Source organism: Pseudoalteromonas rubra (genome assembly GCF_004212645.1).
In the GTDB taxonomy this organism is placed as follows: Bacteria; Pseudomonadota; Gammaproteobacteria; order Enterobacterales; family Alteromonadaceae; genus Pseudoalteromonas; species Pseudoalteromonas rubra_G.
In genome coordinates this window covers 38,125-62,232 of sequence record NZ_PPUZ01000001.1, presented here as the reverse complement: position 1 = coordinate 62,232, position 24,108 = coordinate 38,125, and the positions used below count along the sequence as shown (strand labels likewise).

The window sequence follows — 24,108 nt, the reverse complement described above, 5'->3', positions numbered from 1 at the left end:
TCAGGCATCTTTTTTGGACATAAACACTTCAGTTTATACAGACAGACAACTGCCGATTATACAGACAGACAACTGCCGACTGCACACTACCAGAGCGCTTTATTGTTCTACCTTACTGGCTGGCTAATTTCTCAGAATAAGCCTGAGTGCCCCACAAAGGAACGGTCGACAAGCTATGTTTAAAGCTGCCCGAGGTTTCTTTGGTTGTGTAAGACAGGTACATGAGTGTCTGATGTTCGGCATCAAAAATGCGCCTTACCTTCATAGCTTTAAAAAACACACTTTTTGATTGCTTGAATACCACTTCACCCGACTTACTCTTATCTATCTGCGCTATCATTTGCGGCGTAATTTCGCCAGTCTGACGACATGCAATGGAGCTGTCACTGGGGTCTGATAAACTAAGGTCGGCCTCTACGCTGGCGACATGGCAAGTCACGCCGGTGACAATCGGATCTGTCATCGAATGCAGTTTGATGTCCTTGAGCGTAAATAAACCAAGAGATACATCGCCAACCTCACTGTCTGAGCAGGCGCTCAGTAGCATCATCGCCGGGAGCAGTAATAGTCTTTTTTTCATTCTCTTTCCTGAGATGTGTGATTTTCTTTCAGTTTACCATTGTTGCACAAAGCCGCTATGAAAAATATCGCGGTATAACAGCTGGCTGGCATTTATCATAAACTGGGCTAGCTTTATGAATCTATTCATCACTTGAGCAAGGTAGCCCATGGAACTGACACACCTTTCAAAAGCCACAGCAGAAAAACTCAAACTACTGGTTGAGCGTATAGAACAAAGCCATATACCGCCCTCTATGCTGGATGAAACCCTCAATATCGCAACCTGGAATATTCGTGATTTTGGCAAACGACGACGCAGCGAGCTGGCCATTACGCTTATCTCGCGAGTTTTGTATCAGTTTGACCTGATTGCAATCACCGAGCTCAGAGACGATTTGACCGATTTTAAGCGGGTAATGCAGCAACTGGGACCAGACTGGCAGTTTGTGATCAGCGACTGGCAAAGCGATTTTGGCGGCAACTGGGAGCGCACCGCGTTTGTTTACGACAAACGCATGGTGCAGTTTACCGGTCTGGCCGCAGAAGCGCAGCCCGACAGGCAGAAAGTGGATGACCAATATATCAGTGAGCAATCCTGGTGGCGCGCCCCTTACATGGCTTCTTTTAAGGCCGGCAGTTTCGATTTTATGATGCTGGCCATGCACGCGCGCTGGGGCACGCGTCCTGGCCGTGAACAAGAGCTGGCCAGTTTTGGCGACTGGATAAAGAGTCGCTGGGTCGACAACGCCGATACGGTATTTGATGAAGACCTGATTGTGGTGGGCGACTTTAACATTCCCCGCATTGGCGATCGCTACTATCAGGCGCTCACCCACTCAAGCGGATTACAGATGCCGCTGGCACTGGCAGAGATCAACGACACCGCAGCAAGTGCCGGCAATAAGCGTTATGACCAAATTCTGCACCGTGCCAGGCATGCGTTTAGTTATGCCGACAAGGGCGGCGTGATTGACTTTGCAGCGCAAGGCCTGATGGCTGCGATATTTGATGATAGCGGCATTCCCGAAAGTAAGTGGACCTATGAGCTGAGCGATCACTTTCCACTTTGGGTGCAAGTCAATACCAATAATGAATTAGCCATACTTAACAACATCATACAAAAAGAGTAACAAAATATTACCTAAATAATAGACAAGTATTTCATTTAATAGCACAATGCATTTTGACGAACGATACCTGAGCGCTTAATTGCATTGCCAGCCTTGAAGTGTGGAATACTTGTCGATGGCAAAAAGCGGTGCCGGTGAATATCTGAAAGATTGGGCCAAAAGGTCCGATTATCATTCAGTGTGCGCTACGCTTCCACGTAAGCTGACTATCAAGACAGTGTGACAGGATATCTTCGTTTACCAAACAAAGTGTAACGATGACTTCAATAAGGAAGAAGCAATGAAAGACACGAAAACCCTCACGCTAACTCTGATCTCTGGCGCACTGGCGCTGTGTACTATCCCGCAGGCACTCGCTGCGCAATGTAACATTGTGATCCCTTCCAGCCACCATTTGATCGATGGTAATACGCTGGGCGTGGTCGCCGGTGATACTATTTGCCTGGCAGCCGGGGAACGCGGCCCGCTGCGAATTCGCAACGTTCATGGTGAAGCAGGTAATCCGGTCGTGATCCGCAACGAAGATGGCACAGTCACAACCACCCCTTACGAGTACAGCATTGCCGTCGAGCACTCTTCTCAGCTACGCATTACCGGTAGCCGGGATGAAGCAGGTTACGGTATGCGCCTGGGCGGTACGGTTGGTATTGGTGGACTCAGCGAGTACATAGAGATTGATAATCTTGAAATCTATCGCGCGCGTTTTGCCGGCCTGTTGATTAAAACCGATCCTACCTGCGACCCCGCCACCTGGCAGGAAAACTTCACCATGCGCGGGCTGAGAGTACACCACAACTACATTCACGACACCGAAACAGGCGAAGGCATGTACATAGGCTATACAGGGAAGAGCCGCAAGCTGGAATGTGATGGTGTTGCAACCACTGTGTACCCGCATAAACTGACTGACGTTGACGTATACAACAACACCCTTGAAAACATTGGTGCCGATGGTATTCAGCTCAACTCGGTAGCAAGTGATGCAAGCATTCGCAATAACAAGATTTACCGCACCGGCGTCAGCCCGTTCGACCCTAAATACCAAAATACAGGTATTCAGGTGGGCGGCGATAAGGTAACGGTCACGGGCAACCTGATCTACCGCAGTGGCGGAAATGGCATGATGCTCGATGGCGACGGTTTAACCATCCATGACAACCGCATTCTGTACGCCGGAGAAAATGGCATTTTTGCCCGTAACCCAGCGCAGCAGGACAGCACCATCAGCGGTGGTGAAGCGCATGCCTACAGTGAAAACCTGATTGTGCATCCGGCCAGTTACGGCATTAAACTGTATGCCGTCAATACCGCAACCCCTAACCTGATCAAAGAAAACACCATTGAAGATCACGGACAGCGTGACGCGGCCAATCGCCCAATGACCTACTCTTATCTGAATAATAACGTGCTCAGACAAGAGCTTAACAACCGCCATTACGTGGTTGAGCAGTAGTCATAAAACTCTGTTAACAGCAGCGCCTGTAACGGGCGCTGCTGTTTATTTTCTGAATTTCTGAATAACTACTTACCCGACAAAACCGCATTCGTCACATACTGATCCAGTTCAGGGTTTTGATGTATACGCGCAATGCGCTGTTGCAGACTGGCAAGCTGACTGCCGCTCAGCCGCTGCTGTTTTACATGTTTCAGTGACAATGGGTTAATAGGCTTACCATTTTTATGTACCTCATAGTGTAAATGGCGAGCCTGCGACAAACCGGTGTTACCCAGATACCCTATTACTTCTCCTTGCTTAACCCGTGTACCCGGTTTCATGCCCTTGGCAAACCCGTTCAGGTGCGCGTATAGAGTCTCGTAGCCATTGGCGTGTCGGATCACAACCCGATTACCAAAGCCACCACCCCAGCCTGCTTTTTTAATGGTGCCATTACCCGCGGCAAAGATAGGTGTGCCAACGGGCGCACCAAAATCCAGTCCAGCGTGTAGCCGGGTATAACCGAGAATAGGATGCTTTCGGTTGCCGAATTTAGACGATAAACGCGCGCCATTTAACGGGGTTTTTAGCAAAAAACTCTGCGCAGGACGCCCGTCGGCAAAGTAAAAGGCGCTTTGCGTGTCCTCTGCATCATGGTGATATACCGCCAGGTCTTCTCCCTGATTCTGAAGCCGGGCAAAGCGCAACTGCCCGGCCTGTTCCAGCTGTTGCTCAAGACCGTCTTTGGTCATTAAAATGGCTTTGTCATACATCAGAGTCAGTGCATCGCCTCTATGTATTTCCCGCTGAAAATCAACAAAATGAGAAAACACTGTGATACTCTGATTGACCACATCCAGCGGCACCGAGTCGGCAATCAGCGACTCGTACAGGCTTTGCGTAATGGCAACATCGTGTACCGCCTGAGCCGGGCGCGTATCGAGCTGATAGCGGCGTTTTTGCCACTCACCCGTCATTGAGATGCTCAGCCGCTGCGCAAAGCCAGTCGCTACAGTGACTGAATGCAATTGACCCTCGAAGATCTCTATTTTTACTTTTTGCCCAACCGGCAGCTTGCTGAGATCCACCTCAGGGGCCATCAACTTTTGCAGCTTATACGCCTGACGGTCACTCAGGCCAAAAGGTTTCAGCAAAGCAATAAATGACTGACCCGCAGACAGAGTTAGCAATTTGTGCTCAATCGGTGGCGTCTGTTCAGGCTCATCAGATACCTGAACAGGCAATACTTTTTCGCTTGTTTGCTCTGTACTTGGTTCGGCCTGTGCCACAGCGGGCGTACACATGGGGCCACTTTGCGCCGCTGTCTGCCCAGGTAAATCAGACACAAGCGTGCTTAGCACCATACCCACAGGGATGGCGATCATCAGATGATATTTCATGAGTTAGTCCTTTGAGAAAATGCTCAGCGGGTCAAGACGCGCTCCGTCCGCCAAAATTTCGAGGTGCAGATGGGCGCCGGTAACCCGGCCACTGTCACCTAAAGTGCCAATCACATCACCGGCCGATACCCAGTCACCGGGCGACACGGCAATGCTATCCAGATGTGCATATAAGCTTTGATAGCCATTACTATGCTGAATAAGTACCACCTTTCCATAGTTTTTGGACAATGTGACATCATCGGCAACCAACACTTTGCCAGTAGCAACGGCATTCAATGGAGAGCCTTTTGCAGCCACCAAATCGACCCCGCCATGAGGCTTGTGATTACGAAATGCCGACACATGACCAAAGTGTGCACTGATCTCATATTCAATCATTGGCCACTGCCAGTTTGGAGTCTGAGGGCTAAGCAGAGGCCTCACCTGAAAAGAGATAAATGCGCAGCACACGCCTATCAGCAGCAAGTTAAAGAGCACAAAATGATGTCGCGCCTTAACCGGCTTCATGATCTGCACCAGGCGACTTTTGTAATCGGCTAGCGATAAGGCTTCTGAGGCAAACCCTGCGACAGCATTGGGTGTCTTATTCAGTGTGCTGTATTTAAGTGCATCCAGCAAAGTCGCCGCGTACTGCTGCCGGTTAATACCATAGCGGCTTATGGTTTGCGCATCGCAGCGCGCTTCCATGGCATTGATAAATGCCGCTTCCATTTTGGCAATCGCCGGATTAAACCAAAACAAACACCGCACTAACTGCCAAATCATAATCGCAATATGGTCTTTGTGGATCAGGTGCGTCATTTCATGCAGCAGTAAGGTTTGCTGTTTGTGCTGAGGTAAGGCGGTAAAATAACGAGGCATCACAATCACGGGGTGACGCACACCCGCTGCAAATGCCGTGCAATCGAGGGGTAAAACATACACGGGCACCTGATAGCCATTATGGCATCCATTATGGCATCCATTATGGCGACTATTCTGGCGACCATTAACACGTGTTAAAGGCGCGAGCGATTTATAAAGGCTGTCCTCCAGTGGCTCAGCGCTGGCCATTAAGGCACGCAGACTGGTGAGCTTGTTCAGTAAGCGTGCGCCGTGGCGAACACTTTGCAGCGCAACCAGCGAAGTTAGTGCTATAAACACCCACAACCAGTCCCACTGTGTGTTCGCGGTCAGTAAAATCTCCGTATTTACTTGGAACTTGTCCGTCTGCTCAGCAAAATCATAGAGTATCAAGGGGACAGAGCCGTTTGACGTCATATCTGGCAGCGGAATAAAGGGTACAAAACTCAGCGCCAGCAGGGCCCACCATAAACTGGGAGACGCAGAGTGATAGCGACTCAGAAAACGGCCAACCCGCACCAGAGCAGCACTCAGCAGACACCAGATCAGCACAGACCCCAACATTGCAAGTAAGGTTGCCAGACTCATACTACTGGCCTCGCTTATCCTGCTCAGACAAAGATGCCAGCAGGTGCTCCAGCTCCTCCAGCTCCTGCGACTCTATCAGCCGGCTATCGGCAAACATGGCAACCGGCAACGGGCCGTCCAGTTCCAGCACATTTTTAGCAAATTCCTGGGCATAGGCGGCCAAAGTCGGCACTTTTTCAACCCGGGCCGTGTACGACTTTTTATTGCCCTGCTCACCTATGCTCAGCAGCCCTTTGTCTCCCATGCGCTCAAGTGTTTTGCGCGTTGAGGAATAAGACCAGTTAAAACGTGCGGCAATGGCATCGTGAATTTCTTTGGCGGTGCGCGGCTCCTGCTGCCACAGCAGCTTGAGGATCTCTAATTCGGTGGTATTAGGTTTCATATCTGTTGTTGTTTTAATGTGACATTTGTCGCACTTTAACAACTTAAAAAGTGCGACACAAGTCACACTTTTTAAATTACAGCAAAAACCAGCTCACAGCGACTGATAAACCTCACCTTCTTTTCGGCATTTCACAAACTTTCGGTACTGATTTGGCGTTGTGCCAGTGATAGATTTAAAAGCACGGGTAAAGGGTCCGACCGAGGCAAAACCACTCTCCAGCCCAATCACCAGTACAGGCCAGTGCTGATTGTTGGGGTCCCGCAACAGTTTTTGCGCATGCCCAACCCTGAGCCGGTTAATATACTGATTGAAGTTGTGCTGCTGCAACTGTGGCTTGAGCGCGCGGCTCACTCTGTATTCAGGCACGTCCAATGCCCTCGCCAGATCGGCCACTTTGAGATTGGGCTGCAAATAGACCCGCTCCTCATTGATGAGTCGGTTCAGCGCTTCGCACAATGTTTTATCTTCAGTGCCTGTATTGGCAGGCTCGGTAACCGCTTGAGTAACTCCATTGTCAGGCACGCTGGCATGTTCAGGCCTGCCTGATAAACCAAATCGCCAGAGTAGCTGAATTTGTGTGCTGAGCAGCACTATTAAAGTAATAATTGTCACAGTCCAGTCTTTGAGCTCAGGCGAGCTCGCATAATAAGACTGCATTGATTTACTGACCCCCACTGCCAATCCAAAGGTGAGCAAAAATAGGAGCCGCTGTGCTTTTTCTGTTTTGTTGCCATCATTGTAACCTCGGCATCCTTCCCAAAAAGACAACACCAGTACACAAGAGGACAGCAAAGTCGTCAGCTCAGACAACACACCTGACAGTAAAGTAAAGGTGTTACTGACCGTCACCCACTTTGCGTTAGCGAATAAGTAACCTTGTTTTATTACAACCAGCAACGCAATCACTAAGGCCAACGTAATATGGACCAGGCTTATCGCCTGCTCTTTGCGAAACATACTGCGGGCCAGCAACCAATAACAGTTACAGGTAGCACAAGCACCCATACCGATCAAATATTGATAGGCCCCCACAGACTGACCGGTGATCTTTTTGGCAGCAATCATGGCCAGCGAGCCACAAAATACCGCAAACAAAATATGCGCCGCTTGCTTGTGCTTCACACTGAGCTGCATCAGCAAACAGACAAGGCATAGGGCTAGTGCCAGGTAATGAAAAGATTCCAGGGTCATAAACGGTGTACTCATTGCGATGCGGCTCTGAGGATCATAAATGCTGAAATCGCTGGCTTCAATTTATGGTTGTAAGAAAACATTACAAGCCGCATGTTTAAAACTCGGCAAAAAGACAAAAACCTTGTGCCGACTTTCAAATACGGTGCGACGCATTCACAAATAAGTGCCACATTAGCATTCAAGTCAAATAGTTAAAATGTGGTGAACCTATGCTAACTCTTCTTAAAGAACAACTTATGCCATCCTGGTCGGCAGACAAATGCCTGCAGGGCACACTCAAAAGCTGGATAGTCATCGCGCTACTTGGTCAGTGGTCCTTTGCTATATATATTCTCAGCATTTATGCACTGCCTTTGCTTATTGGCGCCCCAGAACTCGCCGATAAGGCATCTCCGGCACAAGGGTTCGACAATAGCGGAGGCTTTAACTCCTTGATGTTTTTTGGACATATTATTCCCGCTGCGCTGATGGCCATGAGTGGTATTTTTCAGCTTTCGCCGGGTGTGCGCAAACGATATCCGCGCTTTCACCGCTACAACGGCCGACTCTTTTTAGTGCTGGGTATGAGCGGCGCTCTGACAGGTCTGTACCTTTCTTGGGGTGTTGGGATCCGTTTGAGCGATATTGGTGCTATGGGTGTCACGCTAAACGGCTTGCTGATCCCCGTTTTTGTCGTTCTGGCCTGGCGTAGCGCCCTGAACAAGCAATTTGCCGCACACCAGCGCTGGGCTGTACATAGCTTCATTCTGGTCAATGGTGTGTGGGCATTTCGCCTGTTTCTGATGGGCTGGTACGTGATCAACCAAGGGCCAAACGGTAACACGCGCAGCCTGGATGGCCCGGCAGATATCGCCTTATCGTTTCTGTGCTACCTGTTACCTATGTCGATTGCAGAGCTGTATTTTTGGGCTAAAAAACGCCGCACAGACTCGGCAAAATGGCTTGCCACCGCCGCCATTGGTGCCGCTACACTCATTACCCTGATTGGTGTAGGCGCGGCAACTATACTGATGTGGCGCCCCAGAGTGGTGATGATTTTCAACAGCCTGTTCTGATACGTCACCCAAGCCAGGCGCCTTGACTTTCCCAGGTTCTGCTTATATCCCTAAATATATGTGACCGTTCAAAAAGTTGACCTCAGACAACGCCCTTTTTAGCAATCGTGATACTTTTAACGGCAGTAAAATAAGGTGGCCAGAGCGCGCTGTGTCACCACAATGGGATTGAGTAACTATGGATACACTTCAACTGATAGGTAGCCTGATAGGCGGCCTGGGGATTTTCCTGGTCGCCATCGGTATGATGACAGATGGCTTGAAACTCGCCGCCGGCGCGTCGCTGCGCAAAGTGCTGGCGACCTGGACCAAAACCCCACAACGTGGCATTGCCTCGGGCTTTTGCATGACCGCACTGGTGCAATCGTCCAGCGCGGTAACCGTTGCCTCGCTGGGCTTTGTTAATGCGGGCCTGATTACTATGCATCAGGCACTGGGCATCGTCTATGGTGCCAATGTCGGCACAACCATCACTGGCTGGCTGGTTGCCGCAGTTGGGTTTAAATTCAATATTCAGGCCATTGCCCTGCCACTGATTGGCATAGGCGCACTGATGAAACTGTTGCGCCCGCAGTCCCGGCTGGCATCTGCCGGCCTGGCGCTGGTTGGCTTTGGCTTGTTTTTCATCGGCATCGATATTCTTAAAGGCGCGTTTGAACATGTCGTCGCCACTTTTGATCTGAGCCAGTTCACCGCAGAAGGACTGTCCGGCATGCTGACATTTTTACTGGTTGGCATTGTGATGACCACTCTGACGCAGTCATCCAGCGCGTCTATCGCGCTGACCATTACGGCAGCAGCCAGTGGCATGATTGGCCTGTATGCAGCCGGCGCTATGGTAATAGGAGCCAATATTGGCACAACCTCGACCTCAATACTTGCAGCCATCGGTGCCACCTCCAATGCCAAGCGCGTAGCCGCAGCACAAGTTATTTTTAACGCGCTTACTGCCCTTGTAGCCTTTGCGCTTTTACCTGTGCTGTTTTATCTGATCACCGAGATCACCGGCTTTTTTAATCTGACCGCCGATCCGGCGCTGTCACTGGCGCTGTTCCATACCCTGTTTAACGTACTGGGCGTGATATTGATCTTTCCGCTCAATAACCGCCTGGCAGGCTTTTTAATGAAGCGCTTTTGCAGCGCCGAAGAAACCGCCGCCCGGCCGCGATTTTTGGATAAAACCATTGCCCAGACACCGGCACTGGCCACCAATGCGCTGCTGCTCGAAACCAAATTAGTGGCCGATAAAATACTGGCACAGTACGAAAAGTCCCGCCAACCTCTGGATGCTCTGGCCATTGAACAAGCGATCCAGACTATTCAGAAGCTCTGTCAGCACATTAGCAACTTTATTGTCACCGTGGAGCAGTCGGCCCTATCGGAAGAAACCACTGGCCTGCTGGCAAAGCTGATGCGCGTTGAGCACTACCTGATCACCTGCAGTCACTGTGTTGAAAAGCTAGCCCACTTACAGCCGCAAAAACAACTGGCCGAACACCCTGAACTGCACGCCCAGCTTCAGGAATATCAATCGCAGCTGGGGCATTTTATGAAAACAAGCCTGACGGCCGAGTCGATGAGCGAAAGCACCTTAACCGCCGCACTTGAACAACTACAGCAGCTGCATGACGACGTTAAGGATGATTTGATCCTGGCCGGTACTAATGCAACCCTGCCTATCGACAATATGGTGGTCAACATCAATGGTCTGTCCGATATGTGGCAGCTGACACAGCAATGGCAAAAAGCCATGTTATTGTTATATTTGATAGAAGCACAATTGAGCCCGCAGCAAGGCACCAGCAGTACGGGAACTTAAGTCATCCCCCCGACGGAGCACGTGTCTGGCAAACGTCACAATAAAAGGAGCAAGGCATGGCATCATTTTGGGGAGATTATGCAGCTTGGGCAGGCATTGTCTTTTGCCTGTCTCAGTCGGCGATGTTTTCGGGGCTGAACCTGGCATTTTTTAGTCTCAGCCGGTTACGCCTTGAGGTTGAAGTGGCCCAGGGCAACCCGGCAGCAAGAACCATCTTGGCGCTGCGCGAGGATTCTAATTTTCTGCTGACGACCATTTTGTGGGGCAATGTCAGCATCAATGTGCTGCTCACTTTACTGTCGGACTCTGTGATGGCCGGTATGGTGGCCTTTGTGTTTTCCACCGTGTTTATCACCTTGTTTGGCGAGATTGTACCGCAAGCCTACTTCAGTCGTAACGCCATGCGCATGGGCGCGCTGCTGGCACCCGTGCTCAGGTTTTATCAGTGGCTGCTCTATCCGGTTGCCAAACCTTCGGCGGTGTTACTCGACAGCTGGCTCGGCAAGGAAGGGATTAACTACTTTCGCGAAACCGACCTGAAAAGCGTAATAGAGAAGCACATTGAGGCGGAAGAAGCCGAAGTCGACAGGCTCGAAGGCATAGGCGCGGTTAATTTTCTGACCATAGACGATACCCTGGTGTCTCAGGAAGGTGAGCTTATCGACCCGCGCTCTGTCATTACACTGCCCAGCAAGGTCGACTTCCCCATCCTCCCCGAAGTCCAGCGCAAAGCCGACGACCCATTTTTACAACAGGTAAATGCCAGCGGGCATAAATGGGTGATCCTGGCCAACGAAGCCCGCCAGCCTTTGCTGGTGATGGACGCCGATGGCCTGCTGCGCGCAGCGCTGTTCAATCCAGAGCAACCCTTCGAGCCCTACGAGTTTTGTTTCAGGCCCCTGATCATCCACAGCAATGACATGAACCTGGGCGATGTGCTTAAACACCTAAAGTCTGCCGAATCCCTGGACCCGGACCACGACGGCGACATTGAAGTTGACGTGGTGCTGGTCTGGACCGAACAGCCCCGCATCATCACCGGCGCAGATATCCTTGGTCGGCTGTTAAAAGGCACCGGGGAAGTGGCGGCGCAAACTTAAGTTGAGTGTGGTTTACATAATGTCAGCAAGAGTACGGCATGTATTTAATGCACTTTTGTTAACTGAACTTGCATCAACGCATCGCTGAATACATAGTCTGTATTGTACGGCATATAGCCGTCTGCCATTATATGGAGCACGCGCTCTGTCTCACTAAGGTTTGCGGGTAATTTAAATTGAAATTGGCCACTTACCGATGTCGTCACACTCTGGTCAGCGGTTATGACCGTTGCACCTGCTACAGGCAACCCCTGCTTGTCCTTGACAATACCGCGTACAATTTGCTCTTTGAGTTCAACAATTAACCGAGCCGATTGCCCAACCAACTTAACAGCTTCATTCAACTGATATTGGTCATTACCGGACAAACGCATCCTGACTGTTTCTCCCATGAATCGAGATGGGATATTTTTTAACGTCACCTCACCCAGCCCGGCTATCTCACCACGCACTATTTGCGCATCCAGATCAACCAGCAGCTGTCCATTTGAAGCGATTAGCGGCTGACCATCCGTCGTCTCTAATATGATTGTATATGAGAAATCCGCCGTGGTGTCGGGCGCAAGCTTTACACCTAACACAACAATGAGCAGCATCAATACACACGGACCACCCAAACGAAGTGTGCCACCAAATGCTTTACCTGAATATGCAGCATAAGACTTAAAAAGAGAAAACAAACAAATCGCACAGAGCAGGCCAACAACCAACAATATCAAAAACCACACCTTTGATATCAGCCTAAAGGTAAATAACATCTCAACGTTATATATCAGGCCAGCACTCAAAAGTAAGAATAATACTAGGGCAATTGCCGAAAACCCCCACACATGCTTATAGGCCGGCTTGTTAGTTGGTTGATTCATTTTTTTCCTGCTGTTTAATGATTAAAGCCACCAGGCGCGACGACTTTTTAAAGTCGGGCTGCTCGGCATGTGTTTCACTCAGGCGCTTTCTGATCTCCATACTCTCCTGCGCATAAGATTTGGCTTTGGCATAATTCGCCTGTTGATAATTAATAACGCCTAAGTTATACAAAGTACTGGCAACCCGGGGTATATAAGTATCTGGCTCGCTAAGTGCCAGCTGACGGCTAGTGCGCAGCGTCGCTTCGTAACTCACCTCAGCCTGTGCCCATTTTTCTTGCTTACTTTGCAGATCCGCGATTTTACTTTGCACCTCAGCAATCAAAGAAGGTTTAATGTCGCGAGAAAATATCGCCTCCAATGTACGAAAATCTTTTAGCGCCCCCAGATAAGTTTGTTCACCCTGTGCATACATATCCAATTCACTATATAAATCCCCTAAAATAAACTGTGTTATCGCTAACTCCTGCAAGTAGTTGTTGCGAACCTTTTTATTTAAACGAGTATATGCCTGAAAAGCCGCCTCATGGCTACGTACCGCGTCTTGCAGTGCGCTTTGTTTATAATACAGAAGGCCAAGGTTATGATGCACCTTTCCCATATCAGGTAAATAGGATTGCGGCGTGTCTTCATCCAATATACTGTAAGCTTTTAGCGCCTCCTGGTAGCTCCTCTGAGCCTTAACAAGCTTATTTTGCTTGATATATAGTATACCCAGATTACTGTGCGCCGAGGCAATATTCGGCAAAACTGCACGAGGCGCTTTACTGACCAGCGTTTTTCTAATTTCTATCGCTTCGACAAGCTTTTTCTCAGCCTCTTCCAGCTGGTGTATTTTGAACAACACCCCCCCCAGATTTTGTAAAGCCCCGGACAAAACATATTGATATAAGTCTGGTTCGTGCTTCGCATACTCGCGAAATATATCAATAACTTTCTGATAATGCTGCGCGGCCTCCGAAAATTTACCCTCAGCCTCGAGGATGTTCCCCAGACTGTTTAATACTGTGGCTATAGCTGGCTTATATCGCTCCGGCGAATACTCAGCCAGGCGTCTGTTGATACTCAATGCCTCCATCAAGTTTTGCTCAGCTTTCTCTTGCTTACCCCACCTAAATTGCAGATTTCCCAGGTTACTCAGCACCATAGACACTCCTCTCAACGAATCCGCTGAGGAGGAATTCAGAACAGCGTGATCGGAATCAGAGCTTTGTGAGTTACCTTGTACGTTAATTTGTCGCTGAGCTGGATTTACACCACCCTCTGCCATTTTTTTAAATGATGCTGATGGCGCTTCACTGGCTAAGGTCCGGTAAATTTCAAGCGCTTCGTTATAACTGCGCTCGGCTTCATCGAGTTTAAGCTGGAGGCCTTGTAATTGCCCGAATCCATTTAACACTGTCGCGACGTTAGGCAGATGCATCTGCGGATTTTCTTTTGCCTTGGCACGGAATATGTTCAAGGCTTTTTCATAGCTCTGGTGTGCATCATTGATATAATTATTAGCGCTAAAAAATCTTGCTGCGGAAAATTGCGCACTGCCATGACTTGGAAAGCGCTTTACCAAAGTGCGATATTGCACTAGCGCTTTTTCCGCTTTAAACTGTTGCTCGTATACAATGGCCTTGAGCAAGTTGGCATTCGCTTGTGTTGCTTCTTCGCGCAGATACTCGCGGGATTGCTCTTCCAGCTCAGCTTCTTTGAGTTTAAGCTCCCTGAACTGCTTTTCTAACTGACCTTTTTTGAGCTGGTACTGCTGATATTGTTTTTCTAATTCGGCGTCGTTAAGTACTTCCAACGCCTGATCTAAATCACCAGAAAGATAGAGCTTTATTGCCTCTTTGTACAAACCTTGTGGTGGTGATTCATGTTCAGATAAGGATTGAGCCAGCATGCTTGCCTGTTCCCGTAGCTTTTGCTTTTCTTCGGTAAGTTTACGTACCTTTTGCTCAATATCCTGTTGGCTGCTATTGCGGTCGGTCAGCTGCCCCAGCTTGTGCTGATATTGTTGTTCTATAATGTCATCAATCATTATACGATAAAACCGCAACGCCCACTTCTGGCGCTCTTTAGGCTTTGCAAGAATAATCGTCAATGGTAAATAGGCACTGTTTGGCTTGGGTAGATACCCTTCAAGCTGAATGTGGTTGACCACCGCAAAATCGCCGTGGTTCACCCTGAGTCGGAACAGCTCTCCTGGCTCTTTTTTGAATACCAGTTTAAAACTGCCGTCGCTCAACGATGTGGTTGGCGACGCAGCATCGGCGGAAACGGGTACATTTTCGACCCCAACACCATGCAGTTCATTGAGCACGAATCGCCCTTTAAATAGAGTACCTGAGTCGCGGTTTGCCCAACTGGCAGCACTCAGGCATACCAAGAGCCAATATAAACACTGTCGGGCTGTATTCTGATACCTGCTTAGTCGTTTACTCATCGTGACTTCCTTTCAGTTGCTACCCATTCAGTTTAAGCGACAATGGCTTCTAAACTTAAGCAAAAGTTGAAGTTAACAAACAAGTAATTGATGCAGGCCATCCTCCTTAACCAGATCATAAATCGGCCGACCAGATTATGAACTTGCTGGCTGGCGATAAAGACAAATAACCATGTAGGTCAGCGGCGCATCATTTGCTGCGCCGCACTTCAGTGTAAGATATTCGCAGTACTAGCGAACGCTACGACGCCTGATTAGGGATAATCTTGATCTCCACGCGGCGGTTTTGCGCTTTGCCCTGCTCGGTGTTGTTGCTGGCCACAGGCTGAGATTCTCCCATCCCCTGAGCGTGTATACGTGCCGGGTTTATCTGGTAGGACAGCAAAGACTGCTTCACGCTGTTTGCCCGTTGCTCTGAAAGGGTTTGGTTGAACCCGGCTGAACCGGCCGAGTCGGTGTGACCAGTGATGGTCAGAAAGGTCTTGTCGTACTTTTGCATAACCCGCGCAATTCCCTGTAATGTATTGTTAAATCCCGGACTGATGGCCGACTGGCCGGTAGCAAAGGTGATATTGGCAGGCAATACCAGGCGCATCTGATCGCCCTCGCGCACCACCTCTACGCCAGTGCCCGCAAGCTCCTCGTTAAAAGCCGCTTCCTGTTGATCCATATAATTACCAATGGCAGCACCGGCAATGGCACCTACCGCTGCACCAATGGCAATGCGCTTGTCTTTGTGATTACCCGTGGCTTTACCCAATACGGCGCCCGTTGCTGCACCTATCGCCGCGCCTTTGCCGGTGTTATTCATTTCACATCCCGATAAGGCAGCCAGTGCAGCGGCGCCCAGTAGTATCTTATTGATTGTCATATTCATTCCTGAGTTAAATTTCATTATCTTGATTATTGCAATAAAAAATTAACTCGAACTGAAGCGGTGGTGAGCAGACGCACAAGGTAGCGGTTCGATCTTTAATCCATCACACGCCTTACAGGACAGCACTCAGCGGTTCTGTTAGGATGCGTTTTTTGCCTGTTAAACCTTTGGAAAAGTCGTTGAAACTATCATTTATATCTCGCTTACTGGCATTACCTGCATTGCTGTTAACGCTGACAACGCAGGCCGTGCCTGTCTATGTACAAGCCGGACCGGGGAGCTTTAACCATGCCGCACTTGACTTACTCGCCGCCCGTAAACATACGGATTATCAGCGCCTTTACTCTGGCACCCCGGCGCATACCTACGCCAGTGCGGCGCAGGCGCAGACCTGGGCCTTCAGCGCATTAGCCAACTCCACCATTGAAGGGCAACTGGTCCCGGCCATTGTGGATGCAATGCGCAGCTATCAGGTCACGGAGCTCAGCGCAGCCGTTCATATGCCCATCGAGATGTGTGTGTTTGGTTTAGATAAAACCGGTAAAATCACCCATGCAGCCTCGCACCCGGCAGCTCTAAAACAGATCGGCCGCTGGCTCAGTGCACATCAGATCCACACCAAGCCTGTGCCCAAAGGCCCCAACGAAGCAGCGCGCTTACTCGCCGCTGGCCAGTTTGACCAAAACACAGTGGCAGTGGGCAGTTGTGCACTCAAAGCCGTGTACCCTCAGCTGACGTTGCGTGAGACAAGCATTCAGGATAATCCAGATAACCACACCCTGTTCGGTCTGATGAAGATGGAAAAACGGCCTCATCCAATCAGTGAAGACGAAGCGCGCACCGCACTGGCGCAAGTGGTTAGCCAGGCCAATACGCTGATAAATACACGCACAGATTCGGCTAAAGTGTTGTTCTCACACATCAACCAGCGCCTTGCGCAGATGCAGCCTGTGGCACTGTTTAAAGCGCAAAAACACAAGCCTATCGAAGACTTATCCCGTGAAGCCGTAGTGCTGTCAAAGGCGCTGGAACAAGCCCGACAGCAATGCCTCGATACTGGCAGTGTTGAAGCATTTTTCCAGGCGCAAATGGATGCAGCCAAGGCCATTCAATACAGATACCGGGCACAATGGCTCGCAGAGGGCGTACCAAACCAGCAAGCCGATCTGACGCAACTAAGAAACACCTTAAATCAGCTCGGCGCAGCTATACTGGAGACCCTGTCCCGACACCTTGCCAGGCATGGTAACCTGACTGGCGAACTGACAGCTGTGTTCAGGCAGTCTGTTGATACCGATAACCTGTCAGAAAAAGATAAAAACAGGCTCTATGCGGCGCTGCAAAACGTACGCCGGGTGGAAAACTGCTCTGTCACACCATTGTAAGCCATAACAACAAGCCTGATTGGCTGAGCTGCTGAGCGTTTTTGGCGTAATCGGCTATCGCATCCCACGATATGGCTGTATTTCAATGCAGCATTGTAGTAAAAACGAAAAAACCGCCATCACCATTGTGATAGCGGTTTTTGTCGTTCTCAGGGAGCAAACGCTCCCTACAGTATTGCTGACTGAGTTACTTCTTCATACGACGGCTGAACAAGGCTAAAGACATCAGCAACAGCGCAAATGAGCCAAATGAACCACTGTCTTTTTCAGGTGGCTCAACAGTGACTTTAATGGTTTCCGTTGACGATGCACCAAAAGAGTCTGTTACGGTAACGGCAAACTCAAGCACCTGGTTCTTATCAACTGAAGGAGCAGCTGCACTCATTTGTGCACCGCTACCAGATACATTCACGCTCGTACCGGATACTTGCTCCCAGCTAAATGTTAGCTCATCACCTTCCGGGTCTAGCGAATCCGACGCATTCAATTCGATATTCTGACCTGCCGAAAGCAGCGTTGAATTAACAGTCAACTTCGCCTGAGGTGCTTGATTCTCAACAATCTTGACTGTCACCAGTTGTGATGACTTGGCACCATACGCATCTTGTGTCGTTAATTGATAAACCAACGTTTGGCCAACCTGATCATCACCCGCTTTCAATTTCATCGTGGCTGTATCACCAATTGATACTGACGCATCGTTCGATAGATTTACCCAAGTGTAAGACAGTGTATCGCCCTCAGGATCTGTGGTACCGCTCGCATCTAAAGTATATTCCAGCCCAACTCGCACTTCGATGCTCGCCTCTGCAACATTAATCACAGGCTGTTTATTCTCATCAATGATGACCGTAACACGTTGTTTAGACGTCGCACCATATTCATCAGTCGCAGTGAGTTCAAATATCTGGGTTTGTGTTTCACTCACCACAGGCGCAACCAGCGTGTAGACTTCATCAGTGCTCAGCACCGTTTCTGGCGCATCTACGTCAGTCCAGGCCAGTGTAAAGCTATCTCCGTCCAGATCGCTCGTACCAGTCGCATCAAAGGTAATTTCCATACCACTTCTTATCTTGAATTCCGTTTCTGGCAGCGTGATTGTTGGGCTCTGGTTTTCACGAATGTTGATGTTCAAGCCTTTAAGCTTCGCATTGTCATCTCCGTGGGAAACAGAAGAATCTTTACTGTAGACGAATGCAATCGTGTTTGACCCTTTTTTAAGGTCATAAGACACTTTCTCATACGTATCGCTTTGGCCACTGTGTCGAACCACTTGCTGGCCGTTCAGGAATACCGTAAAGAAATCATAATGTTGCTCTGACGATACTAAATACTCGAAATCAATGCCTAATGCCAAGCCATGATTTATCTCGCCGATGAGAACAGATTTTTGCGAATGTGTTGTAATACTCGGATCTTCTTGTTGGTCAGAAATATTACCACTGTGCAATACAGGCATTGCAGAGCCGCCTTCGGTTGTCTCGGCACCCAGTACCCAGGTTGCGTCTCCACCACTGAACCACTCAATAACCGGCGTCGTGCCTGTGTGTGCATTAATATCAGCTTCAGTTGCTGGGGTTTTCTCAAAGTTATAGGTATGCTCACGCGTGACTACATCTTGATTCAAAAGCTCGGCTCGCAGTGTGAACTCACCTTGTTGTTCGCTCTGTTCAATATTCATAAGCACGGTACAAGATTGATACGGCTCAACTGTTTTGCCCGCACAGTTGTCAGTATCAATAGCGACCCCCGCCGATTGCTCAGTAAGCGCTATATGTGAGACCTCAACGGGTTTGCTCGACTGGTTTGACAGCCTGACTGACATGATAGGCTTATCGGGTACCATCGAGTAAGCAGATTCGAACTCAACATGGTGCTGATTTAACACGACCCAATCATTTAACACGGCGACATCTGCATAGACACCTGGCTTATATGCATGAGCACAGCCATCTCCCCAGCTGACTACACCAACCTGAAACCAACGGTTATCACGATTAACGATTAATGGACCACCACTGTCACCCTGGCAAGAGTCCTTTTGACCCTCGTCAAAGCCGGCACAGAGCATGCTATCTGAAATACGGCCACCGTAGTGCTGAGCATCATTACACACCTCGTTAGAGATATAAGGCACGTCCACTTCATTAAGCTTGTCTGGTGACGGACCACCAGAGTAAAGTGCGCCCCAACCCATCACTTTGAAGTTTTCACCGACCACATAACTGCGCTTCAGTTCAGAGTCAGCCAGTTCAATCGGCGCTATCCCTTCAACAGGTGCTTCCAGAGTAAGAACCGCAATGTCGTTACTATAGGTAATAGGATTATGATAGCGTTCATGCATTACGATACTGGTCACTTTGTAACTCTGACCCTGACTTTCGTCAGTAAGATCATGAGCGCCAAACTTAACCGCAAACTGACTGTCTGTCCTACCTTCGACACAATGCGCCGCGGTCAGTACTTTGTCAGGAGCAATGAGCGAAGAACCACAGTGGTGACGATACTCATTATTGATAAAAAGTTGCAGGCTGCCCATAAATGGATAAGCAAACGGGGTTGACTCCTCCCCGCCGACGATTCTGACATTGTCTAAGGCAGCGCGAGATTGCAGAGGCTGCTTTTCCTTCGCGAGTGCAACTCCCGTCAGGGAGCTGGAAGCCAAAGTGAATAGGAGTGCTTTTTTTATTGTTGAGTCCATGTAGATAATCCTGAATATAAAACTTCTTGTTTACTTCTTGCGAAACGGGCAACAAAATATCACAAAACCGTTCCTATACATAAAACAAAATACATAACTCATGCTAACTGAACAAAAAGCATGCAAAGCCACATCAACGGCAATCAGATTTGGGAAGGACTAGCGACACCAGGACTGTCGAGCATCAGAGGATTGGCTGACCGCAGTCTTACGACCAGCCAGATAGTATATACCTCACAGGCCCCATTACAGGGCCGGTGATTGGTTAGTTACAGTGTGTCATCCAGCCACTTAAAGAACTCACGCTGCCAGACAATGCCGTTTTGTGGCGAAAGCACCCAGTGGTTCTCTTCAGGGAAATACAGGAAGCGGCTTTTCAGACCACGCAATTTTGCCGCCTGGAATGCCTGGATCCCCTGCTCCAGAGGCACGCGGTAATCTTTACCACCGTGGATAACAAACATAGGCGCATCCCATTTATCAACATAGCTGATTGGGTTAAAGGCCGCATAGGTTTTGTCGGTCGCGGCGTTTTTATCCCAGTATGCCCCGCCAAACTCGTGGTTCACAAAGAAAATTTCTTCTGTGCTGCCATACATGCTACGCAAGTCGAAGATACCGCAGTGGGCGATAAAAGACTTGAAGCGACCATCGTGATTGCCTGCTAAATAAAACGCTGAATAGCCACCAAAACTTGCGCCAACAGCGGCGATGCGCGATTTATCAACGTACGGTGCTTTGGCAACCTCATCAATCGCATCCAGGTAATCCTGCATCACCTTGCCGCCCCAATCTTGGGTAATGTCTTCGTTCCACTTAACGCCATGTCCCGGCATACCGCGGCGGTTTGGCGCAACCACAATATAGCCCTGTGATGCCATCACCTGGAAATTCCAGCGGAAAGAATAAAATTGTGATAGTGCCGACTGAGGTCCGCCTTGCAAATACAACAAAGTTGGGTATTTCTTAGTTTCGTCAAAGTTTGGCGGATAGATCACCCAGCTCAGCATATCCTGGCCATCTTTGGTCTTTACCATCTGCTTTTTAACAGTTGGCAGGTCCATGCTGGCATAAAACGCATCGTTGACTTTAGTCAGTGCGCTCAGCTTTTGACTTTTCAGGTCAAAGCGATAAATTTCATTCGCTTTGTTCATACTATTGCGCGTTACCACTACCTGGTTATCCAGCGCAGCCACTATGCTGTTAACATCAAACTGCCCTTTGGTTAGCTGTTTAATGACTGGTCTGGCTTTTGGATTGGTGGTCACCGAGACCTGGAATAACTGGATAGTCCCGTCGGTTGGTGCCACAAAGTAGATGTGCTTGCCATCATGGCTCCACTTAAAGCTGTTTACAGTACCATCCCATTGCGCAGTCAGGTTGATATTAAAATTGTTGACTCTGATTATGATGTCATTTTTATCGGCTTCATAACCCGGCGTGGTCATTTGTAACCAGGCAAGATGCCCTTTTGGCGAGAAAGCCGGATACTTATCGTAACCGGGATTACTTTGGGTCAGATTGACGGTCTCTTTACTGGCCAGATTGTAGCGATAGATATCCGTATTGGTGCTCGATACATACTCGGCACCGGTCAGCTTCTTGCTTACATAGTAGATGTTTTCGCCCTTTGGTCCCCAGATATAATCACTGCCACCGCCAAACGGCGAAGTAGGGCTGTCAAAGGGTTGCCCCTGCATGATGTCGACTTTTTCTTCTGTTTTCAGATCCTGATAAAACACATGCTTGTAGCTGCCATCTTTCCAGGTGTCCCAGTGACGGTAGTTCAGGTCGTCAAACACATAGGCATTCGCCTGAGTCAGCGCCTTGTGTCTGTCCGTTGCCAGAACCGCTTCCACTGCAACTTTTTCATGGAACAGCTTTTTGCTGCCGTCAGGAGAAACTTTGCTATTTGCCAGAAGTCCCTGGTATGCATCCAACAACTGCGGTGTGCCCCCTTTAAGCGGCACCTGATACACTTTACTGGCAAAATTATTTTGCTCAACACTGGGCGTAGTCACTTGATAAATCACATGAGTTTTATCTTTATTTAGCCCCAGCGCGCTTACGCGTTTTACCTGCCAGAGTTTTTCTGGCGTCATTACCTCTTTGGCAACCACGCCAGTTGTTACGGCCAGCCCCAGGCCAGCATATGCAAGAATTCGCAACATCGCGAAATACCTCCAAAAATTGAATCCCGGCTAGACTACCTAAATCAGCATTAACTTAAAAGAGATAGCGATGAGAGGCTTTTTCCGGATGGAGACCAGAACACTAAATTGAGCTTTGTGAAACTTTGCTCAAAATTGGAGCTTGCAAAACTTCAGTTAAAACATGCAGTACCACAGGTTACTGAGATATAAATAAAAAGCTGGCCTACTAAGCAACAACCAGCTTCATCCTCAGAGTCTTATTCGCAGTAGTTCTCGACTATCTGATAATTATCAACTTCGACTTTTTTATACTCATTGGTTGCAGTCTGAACAATCTCAAATAGTTTCACACCGCATGTTTGCGCGCCATTTTCTAACTCTACGTAGTCGTACAATGCCTCATAATTGGCATTTTCTTTAGCTTCAAACGTGATCATTTTTCTGCACCAAGAATATAAAGCACCACCGGAGTCTGTCTGGCCTGGACTAAATCCAGAGATACCCACTCCGTTGAACTGAAAAGAAAATGGTTTTCCGGCTGGAATGTACACTTCGTTTTGGTGTGAGTCTCCCAGCTCCTCGTCATACGCAGGCATATTCAATCTGCTCAAACTTCTTACCAGGTTAGCCTTAACACCCAAAGTAGCAATGTGGGCTCCAGAAGCACCACCAGTCGCTACACAGTTACTCTGTGTTGGCGCACTTACAAAGTTATTATTGCTAGGGACAGATGCCAATCGTAACTTTGCGCTCGGACCATCAACCATAGGTTGTAGGTAAGGGTTCGCAGCACAGCCTGACAAAGCAACAACACCTGTCAATAGAATTAGTTTTTTCACACTTATACTCCAAAGTGAAAACGATATTACTGAGTCTGAGCAAACTCAAAACTCAACTATTACCTTCATGCTGCGGGTGCAACTAATCAGTAAACCTCCACAACATAATTGGACCCATAACTTTACATGATTTGCAGAATAATTACTCCTTCAATATTGCTACAAATGGGCTGCCAAACTCCTTCGCATAGCCACCAACAAATATCTTAGATAGGCCCAGCTCGTCTGACTCAACCGATGCCGTAATACGCGAGGTATGGTCCATCGCTTTGCCTTGTTCAGTAAAGAAACTAACCAACTATACGTTGATTTGATGCAATCGAATTCTCCCTAATTTAAAGTGCAGACACCGCCACTTGCGTTGCAGCCCCAGTTACTTAATCATTAAACTTTCCTCTGGTCACCCACCAGCAAAGCAATGAACCAGCTGTGACCATACACACTCCTTGTACAAAACTCTGCGTCAGTACCAGCCCCAGGATCAGCGAAGACAAAGCCGTTGAAAGTACAGGAGTGAAATAAGACAAGGTCGCCAGCAGAACCATGTTGCCACCAATAATGGCATAATTCCAAAACGCGTATCCACTGCCCAGCGCGACCCCGGATATCAGGAGTAGACCAGCGGATTCAAGGGTTAACACGATAGCGGTTTCATCGCTGGCTGCAAATTTGACCCACAAGCTCATCGCTGTCAGCAAAAAGAATAAAGTGATCGCGTTTTGTCCGTTGGCAATGCGTTTGGTTAAAACGCAATACACAGCCCACAGAAATGCGCCGGTCAATGCCATTGCATAGGTTGTTGGATTGGATGCGATATTTGCCAGCAGCTGCTCAGGTGTTATGCCTTCATCGCCCGTGATGCTCCAGGCAACACCCCAAAAGGCCAATAAGATCCCTGGATATACCCAGATACTGCTCTTTTTGCCGCTGATGATCACCGCCATTAATACTGTCAGAGCAGGCCATAAATAGTTGATCACCAGCATTTCCAGCGCCTGCTGGCGGCTGTTTGCCATTGCAAGTGCGAGCGCCAGGCAAATCTCATAAGCAACAAACAAGCTGCCGCCAATCAAGATGTAACGCGGTGAATAATCACGTACTCTTGGTATCCCCATAACCAGAATCAAAAACACAGATGCCACCGTGTAGATAGAAGCTGCGCCGCCTACCGGGCCCAGCATTTCAGTCACTGCACGGACCAGCCCCATGACGGCACTCCACAAAAAAATTGCAGCCACGCCAGCCAGCGTGTATTGATATGACTTATTCATGATTTTGATTTTTAAAGCTCCAAAGCTGAAGTTACAGTGTACCTGTCGTTGCGAACGTGCCGGAAA

At 48.8% G+C, this 24,108-nt stretch carries 18 protein-coding genes; 6 read left to right on the top strand and 12 right to left on the bottom strand.

Features of this window, described 5'->3' with window-relative positions; translation table 11 throughout:
• Window positions 1-112: 112 nt before the first annotated feature.
• The gene (locus C3B51_RS00190) at window positions 113-580 is read right to left on the bottom strand and encodes a CreA family protein (RefSeq protein WP_130243764.1); all 468 of its coding nucleotides are present in this window, start codon (window positions 578-580) and stop codon (window positions 113-115) included.
• Between the two features lie 148 nt (window positions 581-728).
• Between C3B51_RS00190 and C3B51_RS00185 the strand changes: the two genes are divergently transcribed.
• Complete coding sequence (locus C3B51_RS00185) at window positions 729-1,691, top strand: endonuclease/exonuclease/phosphatase family protein (RefSeq protein WP_130243763.1); 963 nt, start codon at window positions 729-731, stop codon at window positions 1,689-1,691.
• 280 nt (window positions 1,692-1,971) lie between these two features.
• Entirely contained in the window at window positions 1,972-3,144 is a 1,173-nt protein-coding gene (locus C3B51_RS00180; protein WP_130243762.1) for a right-handed parallel beta-helix repeat-containing protein, read from the top strand.
• A 68-nt stretch (window positions 3,145-3,212) separates the two neighbouring features.
• Here C3B51_RS00180 and C3B51_RS00175 read toward each other — a convergent pair whose 3' ends face one another.
• The 4 genes from C3B51_RS00175 to C3B51_RS00160 form a co-directional block, all read right to left on the bottom strand.
• Window positions 3,213-4,526: a M23 family metallopeptidase gene (locus C3B51_RS00175; protein ID WP_130243761.1), complete on the bottom strand. Its 1,314-nt coding sequence runs from the start codon at window positions 4,524-4,526 to the stop codon at window positions 3,213-3,215.
• Window positions 4,527-4,529: 3 nt separating this feature from the next.
• Window positions 4,530-5,960 carry a M23/M56 family metallopeptidase gene (locus C3B51_RS00170; RefSeq protein ID WP_130243760.1) on the bottom strand — a complete coding sequence of 477 codons (1,431 nt, stop codon included), beginning with the start codon at window positions 5,958-5,960 and terminating at the stop codon, window positions 4,530-4,532.
• Window position 5,961: 1 nt separating this feature from the next.
• Window positions 5,962-6,342: a BlaI/MecI/CopY family transcriptional regulator gene (locus C3B51_RS00165; protein WP_046006543.1), complete on the bottom strand. Its 381-nt coding sequence runs from the start codon at window positions 6,340-6,342 to the stop codon at window positions 5,962-5,964.
• 93 nt (window positions 6,343-6,435) lie between these two features.
• On the bottom strand, window positions 6,436-7,551 hold the full coding sequence (locus C3B51_RS00160; protein ID WP_125720497.1) for a helix-turn-helix domain-containing protein: 1,116 nt from the start codon (window positions 7,549-7,551) through the stop codon (window positions 6,436-6,438).
• 197 nt (window positions 7,552-7,748) lie between these two features.
• On the opposite strand from C3B51_RS00160, the gene C3B51_RS00155 reads away from it, so the two are divergent.
• From C3B51_RS00155 to C3B51_RS00145, 3 genes are all read left to right on the top strand, one after another.
• Entirely contained in the window at window positions 7,749-8,594 is an 846-nt protein-coding gene (locus C3B51_RS00155) for a DUF2306 domain-containing protein (protein ID WP_240701823.1), read from the top strand.
• Between the two features lie 178 nt (window positions 8,595-8,772).
• On the top strand, window positions 8,773-10,413 hold the full coding sequence (locus tag C3B51_RS00150; protein WP_130243759.1) for a Na/Pi cotransporter family protein: 1,641 nt from the start codon (window positions 8,773-8,775) through the stop codon (window positions 10,411-10,413).
• 56 nt (window positions 10,414-10,469) lie between these two features.
• Complete coding sequence (locus C3B51_RS00145) at window positions 10,470-11,513, top strand: DUF21 domain-containing protein (RefSeq protein ID WP_130243758.1); 1,044 nt, start codon at window positions 10,470-10,472, stop codon at window positions 11,511-11,513.
• Between the two features lie 44 nt (window positions 11,514-11,557).
• On the opposite strand, the gene C3B51_RS00140 is transcribed toward C3B51_RS00145, so the two are convergent.
• From C3B51_RS00140 to C3B51_RS00130, 3 genes are all read right to left on the bottom strand, one after another.
• Complete coding sequence (locus C3B51_RS00140; RefSeq protein ID WP_130243757.1) at window positions 11,558-12,379, bottom strand: carboxypeptidase-like regulatory domain-containing protein; 822 nt, start codon at window positions 12,377-12,379, stop codon at window positions 11,558-11,560.
• Window positions 12,363-14,816: a tetratricopeptide repeat protein gene (locus C3B51_RS00135; protein WP_130243756.1), complete on the bottom strand. Its 2,454-nt coding sequence runs from the start codon at window positions 14,814-14,816 to the stop codon at window positions 12,363-12,365. The genes C3B51_RS00140 and C3B51_RS00135 overlap by 17 nt, the downstream gene beginning before the upstream one ends.
• A gap of 241 nt (window positions 14,817-15,057) precedes the next feature.
• Window positions 15,058-15,687, bottom strand: a complete 630-nt coding sequence (locus C3B51_RS00130) for an OmpA family protein (RefSeq protein WP_125779385.1) — start codon at window positions 15,685-15,687, stop codon at window positions 15,058-15,060.
• Window positions 15,688-15,872: 185 nt separating this feature from the next.
• Between C3B51_RS00130 and aroQ the strand changes: the two genes are divergently transcribed.
• The gene (gene aroQ, locus C3B51_RS00125) at window positions 15,873-17,078 is read left to right on the top strand and encodes a gamma subclass chorismate mutase AroQ (RefSeq protein ID WP_240701822.1); all 1,206 of its coding nucleotides are present in this window, start codon (window positions 15,873-15,875) and stop codon (window positions 17,076-17,078) included.
• A gap of 187 nt (window positions 17,079-17,265) precedes the next feature.
• On the opposite strand, the gene C3B51_RS00120 is transcribed toward aroQ, so the two are convergent.
• The 4 genes from C3B51_RS00120 to yddG all read right to left on the bottom strand — a co-directional run bounded on the left by C3B51_RS00120 (window position 17,266) and on the right by yddG (window position 24,042).
• Window positions 17,266-19,779, bottom strand: a complete 2,514-nt coding sequence (locus C3B51_RS00120) for a serine protease (protein ID WP_130243754.1) — start codon at window positions 19,777-19,779, stop codon at window positions 17,266-17,268.
• Between the two features lie 269 nt (window positions 19,780-20,048).
• On the bottom strand, window positions 20,049-21,950 hold the full coding sequence (locus tag C3B51_RS00115) for a S9 family peptidase (protein ID WP_130243753.1): 1,902 nt from the start codon (window positions 21,948-21,950) through the stop codon (window positions 20,049-20,051).
• A gap of 239 nt (window positions 21,951-22,189) precedes the next feature.
• Window positions 22,190-22,771 (bottom strand): hypothetical protein, encoded by a 582-nt coding sequence (locus tag C3B51_RS00110; protein WP_130243752.1) that lies wholly within the window; start codon window positions 22,769-22,771, stop codon window positions 22,190-22,192.
• A gap of 377 nt (window positions 22,772-23,148) precedes the next feature.
• Complete coding sequence (gene yddG / locus C3B51_RS00105) at window positions 23,149-24,042, bottom strand: aromatic amino acid DMT transporter YddG (RefSeq protein WP_164519282.1); 894 nt, start codon at window positions 24,040-24,042, stop codon at window positions 23,149-23,151.
• Between the last annotated feature and the right edge of the window lie 66 nt (window positions 24,043-24,108).